General features: G+C 63.2%; 19 protein-coding genes. 12 read left to right on the top strand and 7 right to left on the bottom strand.

All coding sequences use genetic code 11. The annotated features are described in order from the left end of the window. The first annotated feature begins 13 nt into the window (after positions 1-13). Genes IH615_RS21850 through trxC form a run of 5 tightly spaced genes read left to right on the top strand, consistent with a single transcriptional unit; the run spans position 14 to position 4803 of the window. Positions 14-907: an MBL fold metallo-hydrolase gene (locus IH615_RS21850; RefSeq protein WP_291365381.1), complete on the top strand. Its 894-nt coding sequence runs from the start codon at positions 14-16 to the stop codon at positions 905-907. Between the two features lie 36 nt (positions 908-943). Beyond that, the gene (locus IH615_RS21845) at positions 944-1270 is read left to right on the top strand and encodes a sulfur transferase domain-containing protein (protein ID WP_291365379.1); all 327 of its coding nucleotides are present in this window, start codon (positions 944-946) and stop codon (positions 1268-1270) included. A gap of 5 nt (positions 1271-1275) precedes the next feature. Continuing rightward, positions 1276-3036 (top strand): sulfate permease, encoded by a 1761-nt coding sequence (gene sulP, locus IH615_RS21840; RefSeq protein WP_291365377.1) that lies wholly within the window; start codon positions 1276-1278, stop codon positions 3034-3036. 55 nt (positions 3037-3091) lie between these two features. Then, the gene (locus IH615_RS21835; RefSeq protein ID WP_291365375.1) at positions 3092-4387 is read left to right on the top strand and encodes an FAD-dependent oxidoreductase; all 1296 of its coding nucleotides are present in this window, start codon (positions 3092-3094) and stop codon (positions 4385-4387) included. Beyond that, the gene (trxC, locus tag IH615_RS21830; protein WP_291365373.1) at positions 4384-4803 is read left to right on the top strand and encodes a thioredoxin TrxC; all 420 of its coding nucleotides are present in this window, start codon (positions 4384-4386) and stop codon (positions 4801-4803) included. Before IH615_RS21835 ends, trxC begins: the two co-directional genes overlap by 4 nt. 1 nt (position 4804) lies before the next feature. Here the strand turns inward: trxC and IH615_RS21825 are convergent, their stop codons facing one another. Continuing rightward, on the bottom strand, positions 4805-5890 hold the full coding sequence (locus IH615_RS21825) for a LacI family DNA-binding transcriptional regulator (RefSeq protein ID WP_291365371.1): 1086 nt from the start codon (positions 5888-5890) through the stop codon (positions 4805-4807). A gap of 66 nt (positions 5891-5956) precedes the next feature. Between IH615_RS21825 and IH615_RS21820 the strand changes: the two genes are divergently transcribed. From IH615_RS21820 to ugpC, 6 genes are all read left to right on the top strand, one after another. Beyond that, positions 5957-6916 carry a hypothetical protein gene (locus IH615_RS21820; RefSeq protein WP_291365369.1) on the top strand — a complete coding sequence of 320 codons (960 nt, stop codon included), beginning with the start codon at positions 5957-5959 and terminating at the stop codon, positions 6914-6916. Next, entirely contained in the window at positions 6913-8070 is a 1158-nt protein-coding gene (locus tag IH615_RS21815) for a serine hydrolase domain-containing protein (RefSeq protein WP_291365367.1), read from the top strand. Before IH615_RS21820 ends, IH615_RS21815 begins: the two co-directional genes overlap by 4 nt. A gap of 109 nt (positions 8071-8179) precedes the next feature. After that, on the top strand, positions 8180-9484 hold the full coding sequence (locus IH615_RS21810) for an extracellular solute-binding protein (RefSeq protein WP_291365365.1): 1305 nt from the start codon (positions 8180-8182) through the stop codon (positions 9482-9484). 116 nt (positions 9485-9600) lie between these two features. After that, positions 9601-10452: a sugar ABC transporter permease gene (locus tag IH615_RS21805; RefSeq protein ID WP_291365363.1), complete on the top strand. Its 852-nt coding sequence runs from the start codon at positions 9601-9603 to the stop codon at positions 10450-10452. Beyond that, entirely contained in the window at positions 10449-11273 is an 825-nt protein-coding gene (locus IH615_RS21800; protein WP_291365361.1) for a carbohydrate ABC transporter permease, read from the top strand. The genes IH615_RS21805 and IH615_RS21800 overlap by 4 nt, the downstream gene beginning before the upstream one ends. Before the next feature lie 14 nt (positions 11274-11287). Further along, positions 11288-12367, top strand: coding sequence for a sn-glycerol-3-phosphate ABC transporter ATP-binding protein UgpC (gene ugpC / locus IH615_RS21795; RefSeq protein ID WP_291365359.1), 1080 nt, complete (start codon positions 11288-11290; stop codon positions 12365-12367). Between the two features lie 16 nt (positions 12368-12383). On the opposite strand, the gene IH615_RS21790 is transcribed toward ugpC, so the two are convergent. The 6 genes from IH615_RS21790 to IH615_RS21765 all read right to left on the bottom strand — a co-directional run bounded on the left by IH615_RS21790 (position 12384) and on the right by IH615_RS21765 (position 18828). Beyond that, the gene (locus tag IH615_RS21790) at positions 12384-13130 is read right to left on the bottom strand and encodes a ribonuclease activity regulator RraA (protein WP_291365357.1); all 747 of its coding nucleotides are present in this window, start codon (positions 13128-13130) and stop codon (positions 12384-12386) included. Positions 13131-13144: 14 nt separating this feature from the next. Then, positions 13145-14305 (bottom strand): mandelate racemase/muconate lactonizing enzyme family protein, encoded by a 1161-nt coding sequence (locus IH615_RS21785; protein ID WP_291365355.1) that lies wholly within the window; start codon positions 14303-14305, stop codon positions 13145-13147. Between the two features lie 22 nt (positions 14306-14327). Next, positions 14328-15425, bottom strand: coding sequence for an ABC transporter ATP-binding protein (locus tag IH615_RS21780; RefSeq protein ID WP_291365353.1), 1098 nt, complete (start codon positions 15423-15425; stop codon positions 14328-14330). A gap of 12 nt (positions 15426-15437) precedes the next feature. Then, on the bottom strand, positions 15438-16232 hold the full coding sequence (locus tag IH615_RS21775) for a carbohydrate ABC transporter permease (RefSeq protein ID WP_291365503.1): 795 nt from the start codon (positions 16230-16232) through the stop codon (positions 15438-15440). Positions 16233-16315: 83 nt separating this feature from the next. After that, entirely contained in the window at positions 16316-17272 is a 957-nt protein-coding gene (locus IH615_RS21770) for a sugar ABC transporter permease (protein ID WP_291365351.1), read from the bottom strand. Positions 17273-17346: 74 nt separating this feature from the next. Beyond that, on the bottom strand, positions 17347-18828 hold the full coding sequence (locus IH615_RS21765) for a sugar ABC transporter substrate-binding protein (protein ID WP_291365349.1): 1482 nt from the start codon (positions 18826-18828) through the stop codon (positions 17347-17349). A 196-nt stretch (positions 18829-19024) separates the two neighbouring features. On the opposite strand from IH615_RS21765, the gene IH615_RS21760 reads away from it, so the two are divergent. Continuing rightward, on the top strand, positions 19025-19738 hold the full coding sequence (locus tag IH615_RS21760; protein ID WP_291365347.1) for a GntR family transcriptional regulator: 714 nt from the start codon (positions 19025-19027) through the stop codon (positions 19736-19738). Positions 19739-19743: the final 5 nt, after the last annotated feature.

The following is a 19743-nucleotide window of genomic DNA, read 5'->3' as shown; positions in this document are numbered from 1 at the left end:
AAAGGAAAACGCAATGAGCACACTTCCCTTCACGCCTGACCTCTCGGTTCACCCCGAGGTTACGGCGTTCTTCGACGCCCCCACCAATACGATCAGCTATGTGGTCAAGGACCCCGATTCCAATGCCTGCGCCGTCATCGACAGCGTCATGGACATCGACTATGCCGCCGGCCGCATCACCTATGACGGCGCCGACAGGATCATCGCCTATATCGAGGAGCACCAGCTCAAGCTCGAATGGCTGATCGAGACGCACGTGCATGCCGATCATCTCTCGGGCGCGCCCTACATCCAGGGCAAGCTCGGCGGCAAGCTCGGTATCGGCGAGAACATCACCATCGTGCAGGACACCTTCGGCAAGGTGTTCAACGAGGGCACCGAATTCCAGCGTGACGGCAGCCAGTTCGACCGCCTGTTCAAGGACGGCGACAGCTACCAGATCGGTGGGCTGACGGTGCATGTGATGCACACGCCGGGCCACACCCCGGCCTGCATGACGCATGTGGCCGGTGACGCAGCCTTTGTCGGCGACACCCTGTTCATGCCCGATGGCGGCTCGGCTCGCGCCGACTTTCCGGGCGGGGATGCGCGCACGCTCTACCGCTCGATCCAGCGGGTGTTGGCTTTGCCGCGCGAGACGCGCCTGTTCATGTGCCACGACTACGGTCCGAACGGCCGCGACATCCAGTGGGAGACCACTGTCGGTGACGAGATCGACCACAATATCCATGTCGGTCACGGCACTGACGAGGACACGTTCGTCAAGATGCGCGAGGCGCGCGACGCCACGCTCGCCATGCCCAAGCTGATCATCCCGTCGCTGCAGGTCAACATGCGCGCCGGCCGGCTGCCGCCCAAGGACAAGGACGGCAAGACCTATCTCAAGGTCCCGGTGAACGGGCTCTAGACCATGCTCAACTTCTTCAAACCCAAAGGTGACAAAGTGAACGCCCGCAAGATCGACGACAATTTCTCGGTGACCGGCCAGATTACGCCCGAGCAGGTGAAGGCGGTTTCGGCCGCCGGCTTCAAGGGCATCGTCTGCGCCCGCCCCGACAATGAGGAATATGGCCAGCCGAGCTTCGACGCGGTGGCAAAGGCCGCAGAGGCAGAGGGTATCCAGATCGTCCACATCCCGGTTTCGGGCATGCTGGGCGAGGGCCAGATCATCCGCTTCCACGACGCCTGGGAGAAAATGCCCAAGCCGATCCTCGGCTATTGCCGCTCCGGCGCCCGCGCCGGCAGCCTCTACGCAACCCTGTCCAAGTAAGACCAATGCAGCTCAAGACCTACTTCCCCATTCTCGGCTGGGGCCGGCGCTATAACCGGCAGACGCTGACCAGTGACCTTGTTGCGGCGGTCATCGTCACCATCATGCTGATCCCGCAGTCGCTCGCCTATGCGCTGCTGGCCGGCCTGCCGCCGGAAGTGGGTCTTTATGCCTCGGTGCTGCCGCTGGTCGCCTACGCGGTTTTCGGCACCTCATCGGCGCTGGCCGTCGGTCCGGTCGCGGTGGTCTCGCTGATGACCGCCGCGGCTGTCGGCAAGCTGGCGGCGGAAGGAACCGCGGACTATGCCAGCGCCGCCATCCTGCTGGCCCTGCTCTCGGGCGCCATGCTGACAGTGATGGGCCTGTTCCGGCTGGGCTTCATCGCCAATTTCCTGTCGCATCCGGTGATCTCGGGCTTCATCACGGCTTCGGGCATCATCATTGCGACCAGCCAGGTTGGCGGGCTCCTCGGTATCAAGACCGAGGGGCATGCCCTGCCCGATCTGGTGATGTCGATTGCCGCCAATATCGGCACCATCAACTGGTACACGGCGGCTGTGGGCGCTGTTGCGCTGGGCTTGCTGCTGTGGATCCGGCTTGATCTCAAGAACTGGCTCAACCGCTTCGGCCTGCCCAAGGGCGTGGCCACCATCATCGTGCGGGCCGGCCCGGTCGTCGTGGTGTTTCTCACCATGGCCTGGTCAGCGCTGTTCGACCTTGGGGGCAAGGGCGTGGCGCTGGTCGGCCAAGTGCCACAGGGCCTGCCCATGCTGTCCCTGCCCAGCTTCAATCTCGACACCATGCAGGCGCTGCTGCTGCCGGCCTTGATCATCTCCGTGGTCGGATTCGTCGAATCCATCTCGGTGGCCCAGACCCTTGCTGCCAAGCGGCGGGAACGCATCGATCCGAACCAGGAACTGATCGGGCTGGGGGCTTCAAACCTCGCCGCAGCCATTGGCGGGGGCTATCCCGTCACCGGCGGCTTTGCCCGCTCCGTGGTCAATTTCGATGCCGGCGCGGCGACGCCTGCGGCGGGCGCCTTCACCGCCATCGGCATTGCGGGCGCAACACTGCTGCTCACCCCATTCCTCGCCCTCCTGCCCAAGGCGACCCTGGCCGCAACAATCGTGCTGGCGGTGCTCACCCTGGTAGACTTCTCCATTCTCAAGCGCGCCTGGGCCTATTCGAAGGCCGATTTTGCGGCGGTGGCGGCCACTCTGGCCGGCACCCTGTTGCTGGGCGTCGAGGTCGGCATTTCGTTGGGCGTGGCTACGTCCATCCTGGTCTTCCTCTATCGCTCGTCGCAGCCGCATGCGGCCGTGGTGGGACGGGTGCCGGGCACCGAACACTACCGCAACGTCAAGCGGCACAAGGTGGACACGGTGCCTGGGGTCTTGTCGATCCGCATCGACGAAAGCCTCTACTTTGCCAATGCGCGTTATCTGGAAGACCTGATCCAGGCGCAGGTGGCGGCCGACCCCGAGGTCAAGGACGTGGTGCTGATGTGTTCGGCGGTCAATTCTATCGACATGTCGGCGCTCGAGAGCCTTGAAGCCATCCAGCAGCATCTTGGCGACATGGGGGTGCGGCTGCACCTGTCCGAGGTCAAGGGCCCGGTGATGGACCGGCTGACCGGTACCGAGTTCCTGCACCACCTGAGCGGCGGTGTCCACCTCAGCCAGCACCAGGCGATGGCTGCCACCGCTGCGCTGCGTCTGGCCGAACCAACCCATCCCGCGCCCGTGCTGCGCGAGGCCATGACTTAGATCAAGACTCTCGGTCTCGGACTGGTCGACAAAGAGAACAACAGGAGGAAAAACCATGGCTCACGTCGTCGTTCTGGGTGCCGGATTGGGCGGCACGATCATGGCCTACGAGTTGCGCGATGCGCTCGGTGCGGAGCACCGGGTTTCGGTGGTCAACAAGGGAACGCGGTTCAGCTTTGTTCCGTCAAACCCATGGGTGGCCGTCGGTTGGCGCAAGCGCGACGAGGTTGAGGTTGACCTGACGGACGTGTTTCGCCGGCGTAGCATTGACTTCTTCCCGCAGGGTGCCGAACGGCTCCATCCGGCCGAGAAGCGGGTCACCCTGAGCGACGGCACGGACCTGCCCTATGACTACCTGGTGATCGCCACCGGCCCCGAACTGGCCTTCGACGAGATACCGGGCTTTGGTCCGGAAGCGGCGACGCAATCGGTGTGCCACATTGACCACGCGCTGGGCGCCAAGGAAGCATTCGACCGGCTGGTGGCCAATCCAGGCCCGGTCATTATCGGCGCCGTGCAGGGTGCATCCTGCTATGGCCCGGCCTATGAATTTGCCTTCATCCTCGACAAGGCCTTGCGCGATGCCAAGGTCCGCGATCGGGTGCCGATGACGTTCGTGACCGCCGAGCCCTATATCGGCCATCTCGGGCTCGATGGGGTCGGTGACACCAAGGGGTTGCTCGAAAGCGAAATGCGGCAGCGCCACATCCGCTTCATCACCAATGCCAAGGTGGATCGCTTCGAGGACGGCAAGGCCTTCGTCAGCGAGATCGCCGATGATGGCTCGGTACGGCAGGCCCATGAGATTCCCTTCGTCTACACCATGATGCTCCCCGCATTCCGTGGGGTGCCGGCAGTGCGTGGCATCGAGGGGCTGACCAATCCGCGCGGCTTCATCCTCGCGGACCAGTATCAGCGCAATCCGACCTTCAAGGATGTGTTCTCGATCGGCGTCTGTGTCGCCATCCCGCCGGTCGGCAAGACGCCCGTGCCGGTGGGCGTGCCCAAGACGGGGTTCATGATCGAGTCCATGGTCACCGCCACCACGCAGAACATTGCCAGCCTTGTCGCGGGACGGGAGCCGAAGGCCATTCCGACATGGAACGCGGTGTGCTTGGCCGATTTCGGCGATGGCGGCGTGGCCTTCGTGGCCCAGCCGCAGATCCCACCGCGCAACGTCAACTGGTCGAGTTCTGGCAAATGGGTACATGCTGCCAAGATCGGATTCGAGAAGTATTTCCTGCACAAGATCCGCGCTGGCACAGCCGAGCCATTCTATGAAAAACTGGCCTTGCAGGTGCTTGGCATCGACAAGCTGCGGGCCGTCAAACAGGACGAGACTGGGACATGATTCACGTTGTCTGCTCCCATTGCGGAGCAACCAACCGTATGCCGGAGGGCCGTGACCTCGCGGCGGGAAAGTGCGGCAAGTGCAACCGCCAGCTTTTCGAGGGACAGCCAGCCGATGTCTCGGCGGCAATCCTCGAAAAGCACATCGCCAAGTCGGACATTCCCGTCCTGGTGGATGTGTGGGCGCCGTGGTGCGGCCCCTGCAAGGTGATGGGACCGCAGTTCGAAGCTGCGGCGAAACAGGCAGAGCCTAAGCTTCGCTTCGTCAAACTGAACTCGGATGAAAACCAGGAGTTGTCGAGCCGACTGGGTATCCGCGGCATCCCCACCATGATCATGTTCAGGGGTGGCAAGGAGGTCGCGCGGATATCCGGCGCCATGGCGAGCACCGATATCCTCAAGTGGGCTGACCAGTAGCCTAGGAGCCGGGACGCTCCGTCCTGATGGAGCCGCGCCAGACAACTGGCATGGGCAGCGTGGCGCCGGCGCTGCCTTGTGGATGGAGCAGCAGCTCGACGGCTGTGCGCCCCATCTCCTCATGCGGCAGCGCGATCGTGGTCAGGCCTGGCCGCAGATAGGATGCCAGTTCGTCATTGTCGAACGACACCAGCGCAACATCGTCAGGAATGCTGAGCCCGGCTTCGGCAAGTGCCTGATAGGCGCCAAAGGCCAGGCGATCGTTGAGGCACAGCATGGCGCGCGGCCGCTGTTTCTGCAGCTGGGCGCGGGTCAGCCCGTAGCCATGGTCGGGCTCCCAGTTCCAGCAGCTGAGCTCAGCCATGAACGTCAGGCCGCGCGCGGCCATCTCGTCGCGAATGCCGGCGAAGCGGCGGGAAATGGTTTCCGAGCGGAACAGGCCGGCCTCCTCCTCAGCATTATGCCCAAGAAGGATAATGTCAGCCACGTGTCCAGCTTCGGCGAGCAACCTGACGGCGTCACGCCCGCCCTGGTACTCGTCCGGGAGAACCGAGACCGGGAACCGACCACTGGTGCCGTTGAGCATGACGACGGGGATCGAGATGGCAATATCGGGCACGAAGACCTCGCGCGCCCGCATGGCCGCAAAGATCAGCCCGTCGACCTGGCGATCGAGCGCCGCCTCGACAGCTTCGATTTCCCGCGCCGGCTCCCCGCCGGTCTCCAGCACCAGCATGACATGCTTGGCCTCCTCGGCCGCTGCCAGCGCGCCGCGGATCAATCCGCTGGCAAAGCGGGTGGTGGCCACATAGTCGGAAATGAAGGCAATGGTGCGCGACTTGTCGGTGCGCAAGGCGCGTGCGGCCGCATTGGGCCGATAGCCAAGGCTGGCGGCGGCGGCATGGACCTTGGCATGCGCGTCCGCCGAAAGGCGCGTATCCGGCCGGCCCGTCAGAATCATCGATGCTGCCGTGGTAGACAGGCCAGCGAGGCGGGCCACATCGGCCAATGTTACGCGCTTCTTCTGCAAGCGTTGGTGCCCCTCGTCCGCCTCATGCTGCCGCCAGCGGTAATTCTGGATAGCCACGTGGCATCCGCTTGACAACCTCGCAGCATAACGGCATTTGCTAAATGGTTTTAGCAGGAGTGACGCATGGGTTTCAACCTTGCCGATCATTGGGTTTGGGATTTCTGGCTGGCTGATGATGGCGAGCAGCATCACCTGTTCTATCTGCATGCGCCCAAATCGCTCGGCCATCCCGACCTTCGGCACCGCAATGCGAAAATCGGCCACGCCACGTCGACGGACCTGCGCAACTGGACCAACCATGGCCGTGCCTTCGAACCGGGCCTGCCTGGCAGCTTCGATGGCAGCGCCACCTGGACTGGCAGCGTCGTCCGTGGTCCGGATCGGCTCTGGCGGATGTTCTATACGGGTTCGCGCTTTCTCTCGGCCGACAGCAATGCCAATATCGAGACCATCGGCCTCGCAACCTCGCCCGACCTGTTTACCTGGAGCAAGCAGCCCGGCCCGATCTGCAGTGCCGACCCGCAATGGTACGAAACACTTGGCACGTCGAGCTGGCCGGAAGAGGCCTGGCGGGATCCCTGGGTGTTCTGGAAGCAGGCCGACCAGCGCTGGCACATGCTGGTCACCGCGCGTGGCAAGGACGGCACCGAGCCCGACCGGGGTGTCATGGCACATGCGACCTCGCCCGATCTCAAGTCCTGGACGGTGCAGCCGCCGCTGAGCGCCACCGGCAGCGGCTTTGCCCATCTCGAGGTGTTCCAGGTGGTGAAGGTCGACGGCCGGAACCATCTGCTCTTCTGCTGCGACAGCGCCAAGCTGGTCGGCGCGCGGGCAGGACAGATCGGCGGCGTATGGAGCCTTCCGGTCGGCGACATGCCCGGCCCGGTCGATTTCCGGCAGGCGCGCTTGCTGGTCGACGAACGGCTCTATGCGGGCCGGATCGCCATGGACCGGCAGGGTGCCCCCTGGCTCCTGGCCTTCCGCAATGTCAGCGCCGACGGTGAATTCGTGGGTGGCGTCAGCGACCCCATCCGCGTCCTGACCGATCAGGACGGTTATCTGGCCGTGGAGACCATGGAATGACCATTGCCCTGTCTGGAACGGTCGCGGCCGGTTTGGAGCCGGTCGCCGACGCCTTCGCGGCTGCCTTTGAGGGCCGACCCGCCATGGGCGGCGCGCTCCATGTCGTTGTTGACGGCGAGAGCGTCATCAATCTGTGGGCCGGCACTGCCGATGCCCGCACCGGCAGGGCCTGGACCGAGCGAACGCCGTCAGTGGTGTTCTCCTGCACCAAGGGTCTGGTTTCCATCCTGGCCGCGCGTCTGGTGCAGGAAGGGCGGCTCGACTATCAGGCTCCCGTCGCCCGCTACTGGCCCGAATTTGCTGCTGCGGGGAAGGACAAGGTCACGGTTGGCCAGGCTTTGGCGCATCAGGCGGGTCTGTCGGCCCCGCGCATCGACCTGACCGAGGACGACATTGTCGACTGGCACCGGGTCGTGGCAGCCCTTGCCGCGCAGGAGCCGCTGTGGCCGCTGGGCAGCGGCTACGCCTATCATGCGCTGACGCATGGCTGGGTGGCCGGCGAGATCATCCGGCGCGTCACCGGCCAGTCGGTGGGCAGGTACTTTCGTGACCTGATCGCCAGCCCGCTCGGCGTCGATGCCTGGATCGGGCTGCCGGATGACAAGGCGGACGAGGTTGCGCATCTGCAGATCAGCCCGCCCCTGTCGGCGCTTTGGGCCGAAGAGGCCGCAAAGTCTGCGCCGAACTGGCCCTACAAGGCCATGACGCTGGGCAAGGCGCTGCCAGCCGACCTTGTCTCAGAGGATGGCGGGTTCAACAAGCAGCGCATCCGCGCCGCCGAGATACCAGGGGCTGGTGGCATCACCACCGCAGAGGCGCTGGCGACGATCTGGTCAGCAACGGTCGTCCCCACCCGCGGCGTCCGGCTCATCGACGATGCCACTGTTGCGCAGGCGACCCAGACCCAAAGCGAGGGCGCCCCGGTGTTCGGGGGCGAGCCTCCCTATTCCCGCTGGGGCTATGGCTTTCAGCTCGATTCCGCTGCGCGGCGCTACCTCGGCGACGGCAATTTCGGACATGACGGCGCGGGGGGGCAGGTCGGCTTTGCCGACCCCGTGCGCCGGATCGGTTTCGGCTTCGTCACCAACTGGATGATGGGACCGGAGGACCAGCGCGCAACGCAGATAATCGACGCATTGCGGCCGCTGGTATAGCAGCGTGCTCATGGATGCGGGGGCATATTGACAGCTTCCCACGTCCATGCGCTAAATCCATTTAGCAGGCGGAAAAATCCGCTGCAGACCTGACCTGGAGGAGGTTGTCGTGAGAGCCTATTCTCGCCATGCACTTCGTATCGCACTGACCCTGTCGACTACCGCAGCCATCGCGGGCACAGCTTTGGCTGCGCCAAGCTGCGGAACGGACCCGGTGGTGCTCAATTCCTATTTTGAAACCGGCTTCCCGCTGCCATCCAAGCTGGCCGAAGAGTTCACCAAGCAGTTCCCCAATGTCACCTTCGACATCAAGGAAGACCAGTTCGCCAACATGATGGAGAACTCTCCGCGCATCCTGTCCGAGGACAATGCGCCCGACCTTATCCGCCTGCCCTCGCTGACGGACCTGGTCGCCAATAACCTGCTGCTCAACCTCGACAGCTACTTCACCGAATTCGGCTGGGACAAGTTCCCCGCCGGCCAATTGGTGCAGTTGCGCGTCGAAGAGGGTGGCCGTCCGCGCGGCACCGGCTCGCTGTTTGCCATGGGCCTCAACTATTCGATGACCGGCGTGTTCTACAACAAGGAGCTGGCAACCCAGCTCGGCATGGCCGAGCCACCAAAGACCCTGGCCGAACTCGATGCCCTCCTGGCCAAGGCCAAGGGAGCCGGCATCCAGCCGATCATGCAGTGGAACAAGGGCACGGCAGGCCTGGCCTTCCCGCTCCAGAACCTGATGGGCGCCTATGGCGCGCCCGAGCCGATCAACGACTGGATCTTCCAGAAGGACGGCGCGACCATCAACTCGCCCGAAAATCTGGAAGCCGCTGAGCATCTCGATAGCTGGATCAAGGCGGGCTATTTCCCGTCCGACGCCAATGCCATCGAGTATTTCCAGATGATGAGCCGCTTCATTGGTGGCGAGGGCCTGTTCATGTTCAACGGCGACTGGGAATCGGGCAATCTCGACACCAATACCGCCGGCAAGTTCGGCTTCTTCATCATGCCGAGCGAAGAAGATGGCGGCCGTCACGCCACCATGTCGGCGCCACTGACCTTCGGCATCGCCGCCAAGGCAGCTCACCCCGATTGCGCCGCCTTCTTCCTCGATTGGGTTGCGACCAACGAAGAAGCCCGCAAGATCAACGTCGCCGTGGGCGGCTCCAATCCCGGCGGCCCGACCGATCTGCCCATGCCGGCCGTCACCCCCGGCTCGGTGACCGAGGCATCGCTGGCTGCCGGCCAGACGCTCGCCGAGGACAATGGCGCGATGGATTTCATCGCCAATGCCACCGGCGCTATCTTTGCCGCGGGCTGGACGCCGGAACTGCAGAAGATGGTCGGTGGCCAGCAGACACCCGCAGGACTTCTCGAAGCCGTGCAGGAAGAATACGAGACGCAGCTGTCTCGCTAGTCTCCCGCAGTGCCATCTGGCCGGATTGAACCATGACAGACACCATATCGTCCGGCCCGGGCGCACCGAAACCGGCCTTGCGGCCCTCCCAAAGGCGGGGGAGCCGCAAGGCCACGATGACCGCCTCCCTGTTCATCGCGCCAGCGGCAATTGCCTATGCCGCCTTCGTGCTGGTGCCGCTGGGGATGAGCTTCTACTACTCCCTGCTGCGCTGGGACGGCATTGGCGAGGCCCGTTTTCACGGCCTGACCAACTACATTACCGTGCTGACCGACAGCGATCTGCTGCAGATCATCGGCAACGCGTTCCAGCTCGTGCTGTATTTCACCATTATCCCGGTCGGCCTGGGCCTGGCCGTCGCCTCGGCCATTCGCGGGCAGATGGCTGGCCGTTTCGGCACGGTCACCCGCACGGTGCTGTTCCTGCCTCAGGTCATTCCGCTGGTGGCTGCTGGCATCGCCTGGAGCTGGATGTTTGCCTCGACAGGCCTCGTCAACCAGACGCTCAAGGCCATCGGCCTTTCAAGCTGGGCACGTGGCTGGCTGGGCGATTTCGTCTGGGCGCTGCCGGCCGTCGGCATTATCGGCGCCTGGGTGCTGCTGGGCCTGTGCACCATGCTGCTGGTGACGGGCATCACCAAGATCGATACCAGCCTCTACGAGGCAGCCCGTCTGGACGGCGCACGGCCCTGGCACGAATTCCGCTACATCACCCTGCCCGGTCTGCGCCAGGAAATCGGCGTCTGCATCACCGTCACCGTCATCGCCGCACTGGCGAGTTTTGACATCGTCTACATCTCGACCCAGGGCGGGCCGGGCATCACCACGACAGTGCCGGGTCTCGAGATCTACCGCCTCGCTTTTGCGCATCGACAGGTGGGGCTGGCCTCAGCATTGGCGATCGTGCTGATGGTGCTGGTGCTGATCTCCATCGCCCCGGTCCAGTGGTTCACGCGGGACAAGAAATGAGGACCGCAGCACCCAACACCCTGGTCGCGCGCGGCCTGATCATCCTGCTGATGATCGTCACGCTCCTGCCCTTTCTAAGCATGCTGTCGGCCGCGCTGGCGCCGCAGGGCACCTACCCCAATGGCCTGCAATGGCCGGCCGATCCGCAATGGGGAAATTTCGTCAAGGCGTTCGAAGTCGCCAAGATGGATCAGTTGCTGCTCTCCAGCGCATTGATCGTGCTTGGCGTCGTGCCTGTCGCTGTGCTGATCGCCACCATGGCGGGCTATGGTTTGGCGAAGCTCACGACCAACAAATACAAGTGGCTCTACCTGGTCTTCGTGTTCGGGCTGACGCTGCCGTTCGAGGCCGTCATCACGCCGCTCTACTATGAAGTGCGGGCGCTGGGGCTGCTCAACACCCGCTTCGCGATCATCCTGCCGCTGATCGGGCTCTATATGCCCTTTGGCGTCTACTGGATGCGGGCGCATTTCCTCAATGTGCCGCATGACCTGACCGAGGCTGCACAGCTCGACGGAGCGACGCGGTGGAAGGAATTCGTGCTGGTGCAGGTGCCCCTGGCGCGGCCGGCCATCATGTCGCTGACCATCCTGCTGTTCCTGTGGACCTGGAACCAGTTCCTGCTGCCGGTGGTGCTGGTGCAGGATCCCATGCAAAGAACGATGGCTGGGGCGCTCGGCGCCTTCCAGGGCCAGTGGGGCACCGATATTCCGCTGCTCTGCGCCGGCTCGCTCCTCATCCTCACGCCAACCGTCGTGCTCTTCCTCATCTTCCAGCGCCAGTTCGTCGCTGCCCTGATGCAGGGTGCGGTCAAGGGCTAACCCGGAGACTATCCATGGCCGAACTCACACTCCGCTCGGTGTACAAGAACTATGGCGAGGTGCCCGTCATCAAGGGCGTCGATCTCGACATCGGGCATGGCGAATTCGTAGTTTTCGTTGGCCCCTCGGGCTGCGGGAAATCCACCCTGCTGCGCATGATTGCCGGGCTCGAGGACATCTCTGGCGGCGAGATCAGGATTGGCGACCGTATCGTCAACGATGTCGAGCCGCGCGACCGCGGCGTCGCCATGGTCTTCCAATCCTACGCGCTTTATCCGCATATGACCGTCTATGACAATGTCGGCTTCGGCCTGAAGCTGGCAAACACGCCCAAGGATGTGCGTGACCGCAAGATCCGCGAGGCGGCCAGGGTGCTGCAGATGGAACACCTGCTCGACCGCCGCCCAGCGCAGTTGTCCGGTGGCCAACGCCAGCGCGTCGCCATCGGCCGCGCCATCGTCCGCCAGCCGGACGTCTTCCTGTTCGATGAGCCGCTGAGCAACCTCGACGCTGCCCTGCGTGGCGACATGCGCATCGAGCTGGCCCGGCTGCATCACGATCTGGGTGCGACGATGATCTACGTCACCCACGATCAGGTGGAGGCCATGACGCTCGGAGACAAGATCGTCGTGCTGGACGGCGGCATCGTCCAGCAGGTCGGCTCGCCGCTCGAACTTTATAATAACCCCACCAACCTCTTCGTCGCGGGCTTCATTGGTTCGCCGCGGATGAACATGCTGCCAGGCCATGTCGATGACCTCATCGACGATCAGGTGCGCATCAGCGTCGATGGGGCATCCCTCACGCTCCCGCTGCCCTTCGGCAGCGTGTCGAAGGGGGACAGCATAACCCTGGGCATCCGCCCACATGCGCTTGTCGTCAGCCCGGATGGCCCACTGTCCGGCACTGTCCAGCTCATCGAACAGCTCGGCAACGAGACGGTGGTTCGTGTGCGCCTCAAGGCAAGCGAACTCACCGTCGTGCTTCCGGGCCAGGGCAATTTTGTCGTCGGCTCACCTGTTTCGCTCGGCTTCGCCCTTGCCGACATCCACTTGTTCAACGCCGACAAGAAGCGCGTGCGCCGCCCATCGTAGATGACGTGCGCAAGCCTCAGTCGTGCTTGACCGGGTTAAGCTTGCGCCAGGCCTGGTATTCCTCGTTGGCATCAGGATGCAGCGGGTAATAGCGCTGGAGCGACTCTCCCGCCATCAGCTTCATGCGCGAGAATTCTTCCCATTCGGCATGCTTCTGACCGTCTTCGAGGACCCGCTCGGCCATCGACACGGGCACGACCACGGCGCCGTCGTCATCGGCCACGATGATGTCGCCGGGCACCACGGTGACGCCGCCGCAGGCGATCGTGACGTTGACGGCGTTGGGATAGATGTCGGTCTGCACGTGGTAGTTCGGCGACCAGCCCTTGAGCCACAGTGCCAGATCGAGCTTTTCCACATTGGGCCGATCGCGCATCACGCCATCGATAATGATGCCCGCGCCGCCGCGACCCTTGAAATAGGTGCTCATCATGTCGCCGAAAATGCCCGAACGCATGTCGCCGCGGGCATCGACCACCACCACGTCGCCTTCCTGCACGTGATAAAGCACGTGACGGTGCAACTGCGTCTCGGGATCGGCATATTCGCCTTCGCTGAACAGGTCCGGCCGTTGCGGCAGGCATTGCAGCGTCAGGGCCGGTCCGCAGATCACCTTGCCCTTGGTCTGGGGCAGGATGCCGGTCATGTGCGGGTTCTTGAAACCCATATGGCCAAGCGTGCCGGCGATTGTCGCGGCGCCCAGACCTCTAAGCCCTTCGATCAGGTGCTTTGCCGGCCGCGTAATTTCGGCGCCTACAACCATCGTCTTTCCTCCATTTACCAGTTAGTGACCGAACCATCATTGCGCCGCAGGTGCGGCGCTTCCCAGAATTGGAAACTCTGCCGCGCCAACAGGTCCTCGTTGACCTCGACCCCCAGGCCGGGGGCGTCGCTGACCGGATAGACTGCGCCTTCCAGCTGCGGCTGCACCGGGAAAAACTCGCTGTTATCAAAGCCGAGGGCCCGCTCGGGCGCCCGTGTTTCGAGCCAGGCGAAGTTGGGCACGGCGGCGGCGAAATGCACTGTGGCCGCGGTGCAGACCGGCCCAAGGGGATTGTGCGGCATCAGGTCGACATAGTGGGCCTCGCTCCAGCCGGCCACCTTCATGGCCTCGGTCAAGCCCCCCACATTGCAGACATCGAGCCGGTTGAACTGATGGATGCCGCGCTCGATATAGGGCACGAACTGCCACTTGCTCGAGAATTCCTCGCCGATGGCGAAGGGAATGTCCGTCATTGATCGCAGCGACTCATAGGCCTCGGGAGTCTCGTCGCGGATAGGTTCCTCGAGGAAATCGAGCACGCCCTTGTCGAGCTTGCTGCAGAAGCTGGCCGCCTCGGCGACGGAAAGCCGATGATGGTAATCGATGCCGAGCACCACCTCGCTGCCCAGTTCCTCGCGCGCCTTGTTGAGGATGCGCGCGGTGGCGGCGATCGACTGGCGCGGCTCGAAGATATCGCGGCTGTCCTGGCCGATGGGGAAGAAGCGGATGGCATCGAAGCCCGCAGCTTTCAGTTCCAGGGCCCGCTCGATGGCGCCTTCGCCCGCGCTGTCGCCGGTAGAGGCAAAGGTGGGGATGACGTTGCGCTGCTTGCCACCGAGGAGTTCATAGACCGGCACGCCAAGCGCCTTGCCCTTGATGTCGTGCAGGGCGATGTCGATGGCCGAAATGGCGGCCTGCAACACGCGCCCGCCCTCGAAATACTGGCTGCGATACATCTCCTGCCAGATCCGGCCGATCTGCATCGCATCCTGGCCGATCAGGAATTCGCGATAATGCTCGATGGCGCCGGCCACCGCCTTTTCGCGGCCAGACAGTCCGCTCTCCCCCCAGCCGAAAATGCCCTGATCAGTCTCGATCTTGAGCAGGAACTGGTTCCGGATGCCAACCCAGACCGGATAGGGCTTGATGGCGGTGATCTTGAGTTTCGCGGACATGATTGGTCCCTGGTGAGGCAGGTCAGGCGGCGCGCAGTGCCATTTCAGTTTCGCCATCGAACAGGTGGATGCGCTCCTGGTCGAATTCGAGCCAGACCATCTCGTCGGGAGCAACCGATGCGGTGGGGGGCAGGCTGATATTGACGATGGCTCCGGACAGGAACGCCTGCACGAAGGTGATGTCGCCGGTGGGCTCCACCGTATAGACCTTGGAGGGGACCGAGCCAGCCACCTGCGACTTGTGAAGCTTGATGGTGGAGTGGCGCGCGCCGAGCACCACCTTGCGGGAGCTGGCGCCGGCAACCTTGCGGGCATTGGCGTCCGACAGCGGCAGGTTCCAGCCCTCGGCGCTGGTCAGCACCGTTTTGCCGTCGACGGTGGCCACGTCCAGCGGCACCAGGCTCATGGCCGGGCTGCCGATGAAGCTGGCGACGAACATGTTGACCGGGTTGGCGAAGACCTGTGCCGGCGTATCGTATTGCTGGAGCAGGCCGCCGTTCATAACCGCCATCTTGTCGGCCATGGTGACGGCTTCAAGCTGGTCATGCGTCACGTAGACGATGGTGGCATTGAGATCCTGATGGAAGCGCTTGATCTCGCTTCGCATCTGCACGCGCAGCTTGGCATCGAGGTTCGACAAGGGCTCGTCCATCAGGAAGACTGCCGGGTCGCGCACCAGTGCCCGGCCCAACGCCACACGCTGCTGCTGCCCGCCCGATAGCTCGCGCGGCTTGCGCTCGAGCAGGTGCGTGATGTCGAGGACCTTTGCCGCCTCCTGCACCTTTCGATTGATCTCGTCCTTGGGCAACTTGCGCATCTGCAGGGGGAAGGCGAGGTTCTGGAACACGGTCTTGTTGGGATAGAGCGCGTAATTCTGGAACACCATGGCGATGTCCCGATCCTTGGGGTCGAGGTCGTTGACGATGCGGTCCCCGATCTTGATGTCGCCACCACTCATCGGCAGCAGTCCGGCGATCAGGTTCAGCGTCGTCGTCTTGCCGCAGCCGGACGGCCCGACCAGCGCGACGAATTCGCCATGATTGACGGTGAAATTCACATCGTTCACAGCAGCCATGCTGCCGTAATACTTCATGACGTGTTGCAGGACGACCTCGGCCATCGGCGGAAACTCCTAGTGTTTGACGGCGCCTTCGGTGAGGGCACGCACGAAGTATTTTTGCAGGACGAGGAACAGCACCACGACCGGCACGCTCATGATGAAGCTGGCAGCCATCAGGCCAGGGAAGTCCGTCGTGTTCTCCGAGAAGAACCGCTGGATGCCCACGGGCAGGGTGAGCTGCTCGTTCTTGGTGAGGAAGGTGGCGGCGTAGATGTATTCGTTCCAGGCGCCGATGAAGGAGTAGATCGCCGTGGCGATGATACCGGGCACCGAAAGCGGCGTGACGATCAGCAGGAACGCCTGGAAGCGCGTGGCGCCATCGATGCGTGCAGCCTGCTCGAGCTGGATGGGGATGTTGTCGTAGAAGCCCTTGAGCAGCCAGATGGCGAGCGGCAGGCCGAAGGTCAGGTAAGTCAGGATAAGCGATCCATGCGTGTTCACCAGGCCCAGCACACGCATCAAGATGAAGAGCGGCACCAGGAAGATCACGGCCGGGAACATGTTTCGCAGCAGCACCGCGAAGAACAGGAATTTGCGGCCCGGAAAGCGGAATCGGGAAAAGGCGTAGGCTGCGGGAACCGCCACCACCACGGCAAGCACCGTGGTGACGAAGGAGACGAACAGGCTGTTCCAGAAGAAGCGCAGGAAGTCCTGCCCGACGCTGTTCTGGGGATCGAGCAGCTTGCGATAGCTGGCGAGCGTGGGCTCGGTGGGCCACCATTGCGGCGGGAACTGCATCGCCGCAAAGCCCGATTTGATCGAGGTCAGTAGCATCCAGACCATCGGAAGCGCGGTGTAGAGGATCATGATGGTCAGGAAGATGCGGCCGGTCCAGCGCCAGCCGTCCACGCCCTTGCGGCTACGTGGCGTTGCGGTGTCAGAGGTCGAGGTCACGCGCCCTGCTCCTTTTCATTGCCACTCAGGGCCCGAACATAGAAGTAGCCGAGCGCCATCAGGATGACGAAGAGCAGCACCGAATAGGCGGCCGCCACGCCCCAGCGCTGACGCCCGAAGGCGAGCTCGTAGATGTGAGTGATCCAGATATGTGAGGCGTTGGACGGGCCGCCGCCGGTCATGATCCAGGGAATGATGAAGGAGTTGAAGTTGGCGACCGCCAGCAACAGGATGGTGACCGTGGACACGCCCCGCAGATGGGGGAATGTCACGTGCCAGAAACGCTGCCAGGTCGAGGCACCATCCACCCTGGCGGCGCGCAGCAGCTGCTCCGGCACCGTCTGCAGGCCAGCCATGATCATGATCATGGCGAAGGGAAACTCGCGCCAGATATTGACCACGATCAGCGAGGGCAGGACGGTGTGGACATTGTCGATGAAATTGGGCTGGCGGTCGGTGAAGCCGAACTGAACCAGCACCTGGCCGATAATGCCGAAATCGGAGTGGTACATCCACTTCCAGATATAGGACGCGGCAACCGCGCTAATGACCCATGGAATGATCAGAATGGCCCGCAGCACCGCGCGGCCGGCAAAGTCCCGATGCAGCGCGAGCGCGGCGCCATAACCCAGCACGAAGGCAATGAGCGTGGAGGCGAGTGTCCAGATCACGGTGTTGATCGTTACGCGCCAGAACACCTCGCTGGAGAGAATGGCCGTGTAGTTGTCGGCACCGACAAAGATCTTGTCGCGGAGCTGAAGCCCGGGCGGTGTTTTGAAGAATGACAGTTCGATCGTGTAGTAGATGGGATAGGCGATGACGATGAGCATCACCACGATGGCCGGCAACACGTAGAGGTAATCGGCGCGGCTAGTCCACATTTGCTGCAGGATACTGGGACGCGCAGGGATACTCCCGCGTGGAGCGTTGGCATGGCCGGCAAGTGTGGTCATCGAGGTGCTCCGCATCCAGGCAGGAAGGAGACCGGCGGCGCGCGGCGCCGCCGGTCGATTTCGCAAGGCGGCTGCTAGAGCCCGCCGCCCTCAGTCAGGGCCCTGACCTTCTCAGCGGCATCTTCGGCCGCTTCATCGACGGTCATCGCACCGGTCAGAGCGTTCTGCAGCATGTCGGGGATGATGATGTTCATGATCTCGGGCGTCTCCGGCAGCGTCGGGAACGGCACGCCATAGGGCAGCATCGAGGTCGTGACATCGAGGAACTTGATGGAGTCGAGGCGTTCCTTCATCCACTTGGTCTTGAAGCCGTTGAGATTGCCGGGGTTGGAGCCGGCATAGGCCATCTTCAGCGACCATTCCGGGCTGGTCCAGAAGCAGACCATCGCCTTGGCTGCCGCCTCGTCCACTTCGCCACCCTCGACATACTCTGGGTTGAGGATGTGGATGTTGGAGCCGCCGAAGACCACGGCGCGCTTGCCGTCGGGACCCGTCGGGATCAGGCCATAGCGCATGTTGTCGATAACGGTCTGGGCCTTTGTCTGATCGTCGCCGGTGGCCTTGGCCTGCAGATCGAGCATCACGTTATAGTCGGACGGATGGGAGATCATCATGCCGAGCTGGCCGGCCAGGAACAGCGGCTGGTTATCGGCCTGCTGGTTGGTCAGGGCCGAAACCGGGACCGACTGGTCGCGGACATACATATCAACGGAGGCCTGGAGAGCCTGCTTGCTGGCGTCGCTGTCGAGACGGATTTCCTCGTAGGTCGGGTTGGGATCGGCTTCGTCGAACACCCCGCCGCCATAGCCCCAGAGCTGGGGCATGAAGCGGTACGGCGTATTGCCGGCATTCTTGCGCGCCACCAGGCCATAGCCGGCGACGCCGAGCTTGTCGTGGATCTGCTTGGAATAGGCGACCACGTCGTCCCAGGTGGCGGGCGGCGCTTCCGGATCGAGGCCGGCCCGCTCGAAGATATCGGCGTTCCAGATCAGGGCCATGGTCTCGTTATTGGTGGGGATGCCGTAGGTCTTGCCTTCCCACATCACCGATTTCATGGCGCCGGGCCAGAAATCCTCGGTCTTCCAGCCGACATCCTCGGGGCTCAGTTCCTGCAGGTAGCCCTTGGAGGCGAATTCGACACCGCCCAGGATCTGCAGGCGCACCACCATCGGACCGGCATTGCCCAACAGGGCCGTACGGAACTTGTCGAGCAGGTCGTTATAGGTGAGCGCCTGCTCCTCCAGCTCGATATTCGGATAGGTGGCGCGGAAGGCTTCGAAGAAGTCCTTGTAGTACTGACGCAGCAGATCGGGGTCGCCCTCGAACACGCCCTGGTACCAGAATGTCAGCCGACCCTCATAGTCGAGCGGCGTCACCGCGCCGCACAATTCGGCCGTGTCAAATTCCTCGGTGCCGGCAATCGAGCGCACATATTCCGGCGACCATTTGCTGAGATCGACGCTCTGGCCGAGCACCGAGGTGCTCATCATCGATACCATCAGTGTAGAGACTGCCATGCCGCGCGCAAGCGCACGGCCAAAACCGTAGTTCCTCATAGAGTCCTCCTGTGTCCCTGCCCGCTCCTGTGGCGACAGGCCATGCGACTTCGCTCAGCGGGCCTCCGGCCTCTTTATGTGCGTTCGCAGTGATTTACACCGTTGCAGAAGCCATATTGCGTGTCAACTCAGAAGGATCGTACATTGTTTGTTGTTGGGTGTGTATGATACGAACCGACAGACGCAGGAGCGGACCTTGGCCAGCACCAGTGAGTTCAAGATTTCACCCCCTTTGGGACTGGAAGAGATCGATGTCTCCAGCCAGCGCGCGGTTTCGCTCTATGAGACCATTCGCGAGGACATTCTTTCGGGGCGACTCAAACCCAATGAGCGGCTGGTGGTCGCGGACCTCGCCGAACGGCTGGGCACATCGACCAATCCCGTTCGCGAAGCGCTGCAGATGCTGCGCGGCGAGGGCTTCGTGGTGTTCTCGCCCAATCGTGGCGCCCGGGTCCGACCGATCGACCACGACTTCGTCCGCAACATCTACGAGATCAGCACGCTCATCGAGCCAGCGCTGACACGCTGGTTCGTGGGGATGGCCACCGAGGCCGACATTGCCGAACTCGAGCGCATCCAGCGCCTCATCGAAGAGAATAACTTCGTCGATGCCGTGCTCCACAGCGGGCTCGACGTGCAGTTCCACACCGTCGTCTATCAGCGCCACTATAACCGGCACGCAGCCGAAATCTGGTGGAAGCACCGCCAGGTGCTGCGTGCCGTCACCCAGCGCTTTCCCTATACGCTGGCCCGCCGCACACAAGTCATCCGCGAGCATCGCGAACTCATCGAACTGGTGAAAGCCGGAGAAGCCGACAAGGCGGCCGAATGCGTCGCCCGCCATGTCGAAGGCTCGGGCCGACATATCCTTGAACAGATGCGCGCCTACAGCGCCGAGAGAGCCGGATAGAACAT

Origin of the sequence: Devosia sp. (assembly GCF_014860165.1) — a bacterium.
In the GTDB taxonomy this organism is placed as follows: Bacteria; Pseudomonadota; Alphaproteobacteria; order Rhizobiales; family Devosiaceae; genus Devosia.
Note: the sequence above shows the minus strand (reverse complement) of the source record. Positions and strands in the feature narration are given on the sequence as shown.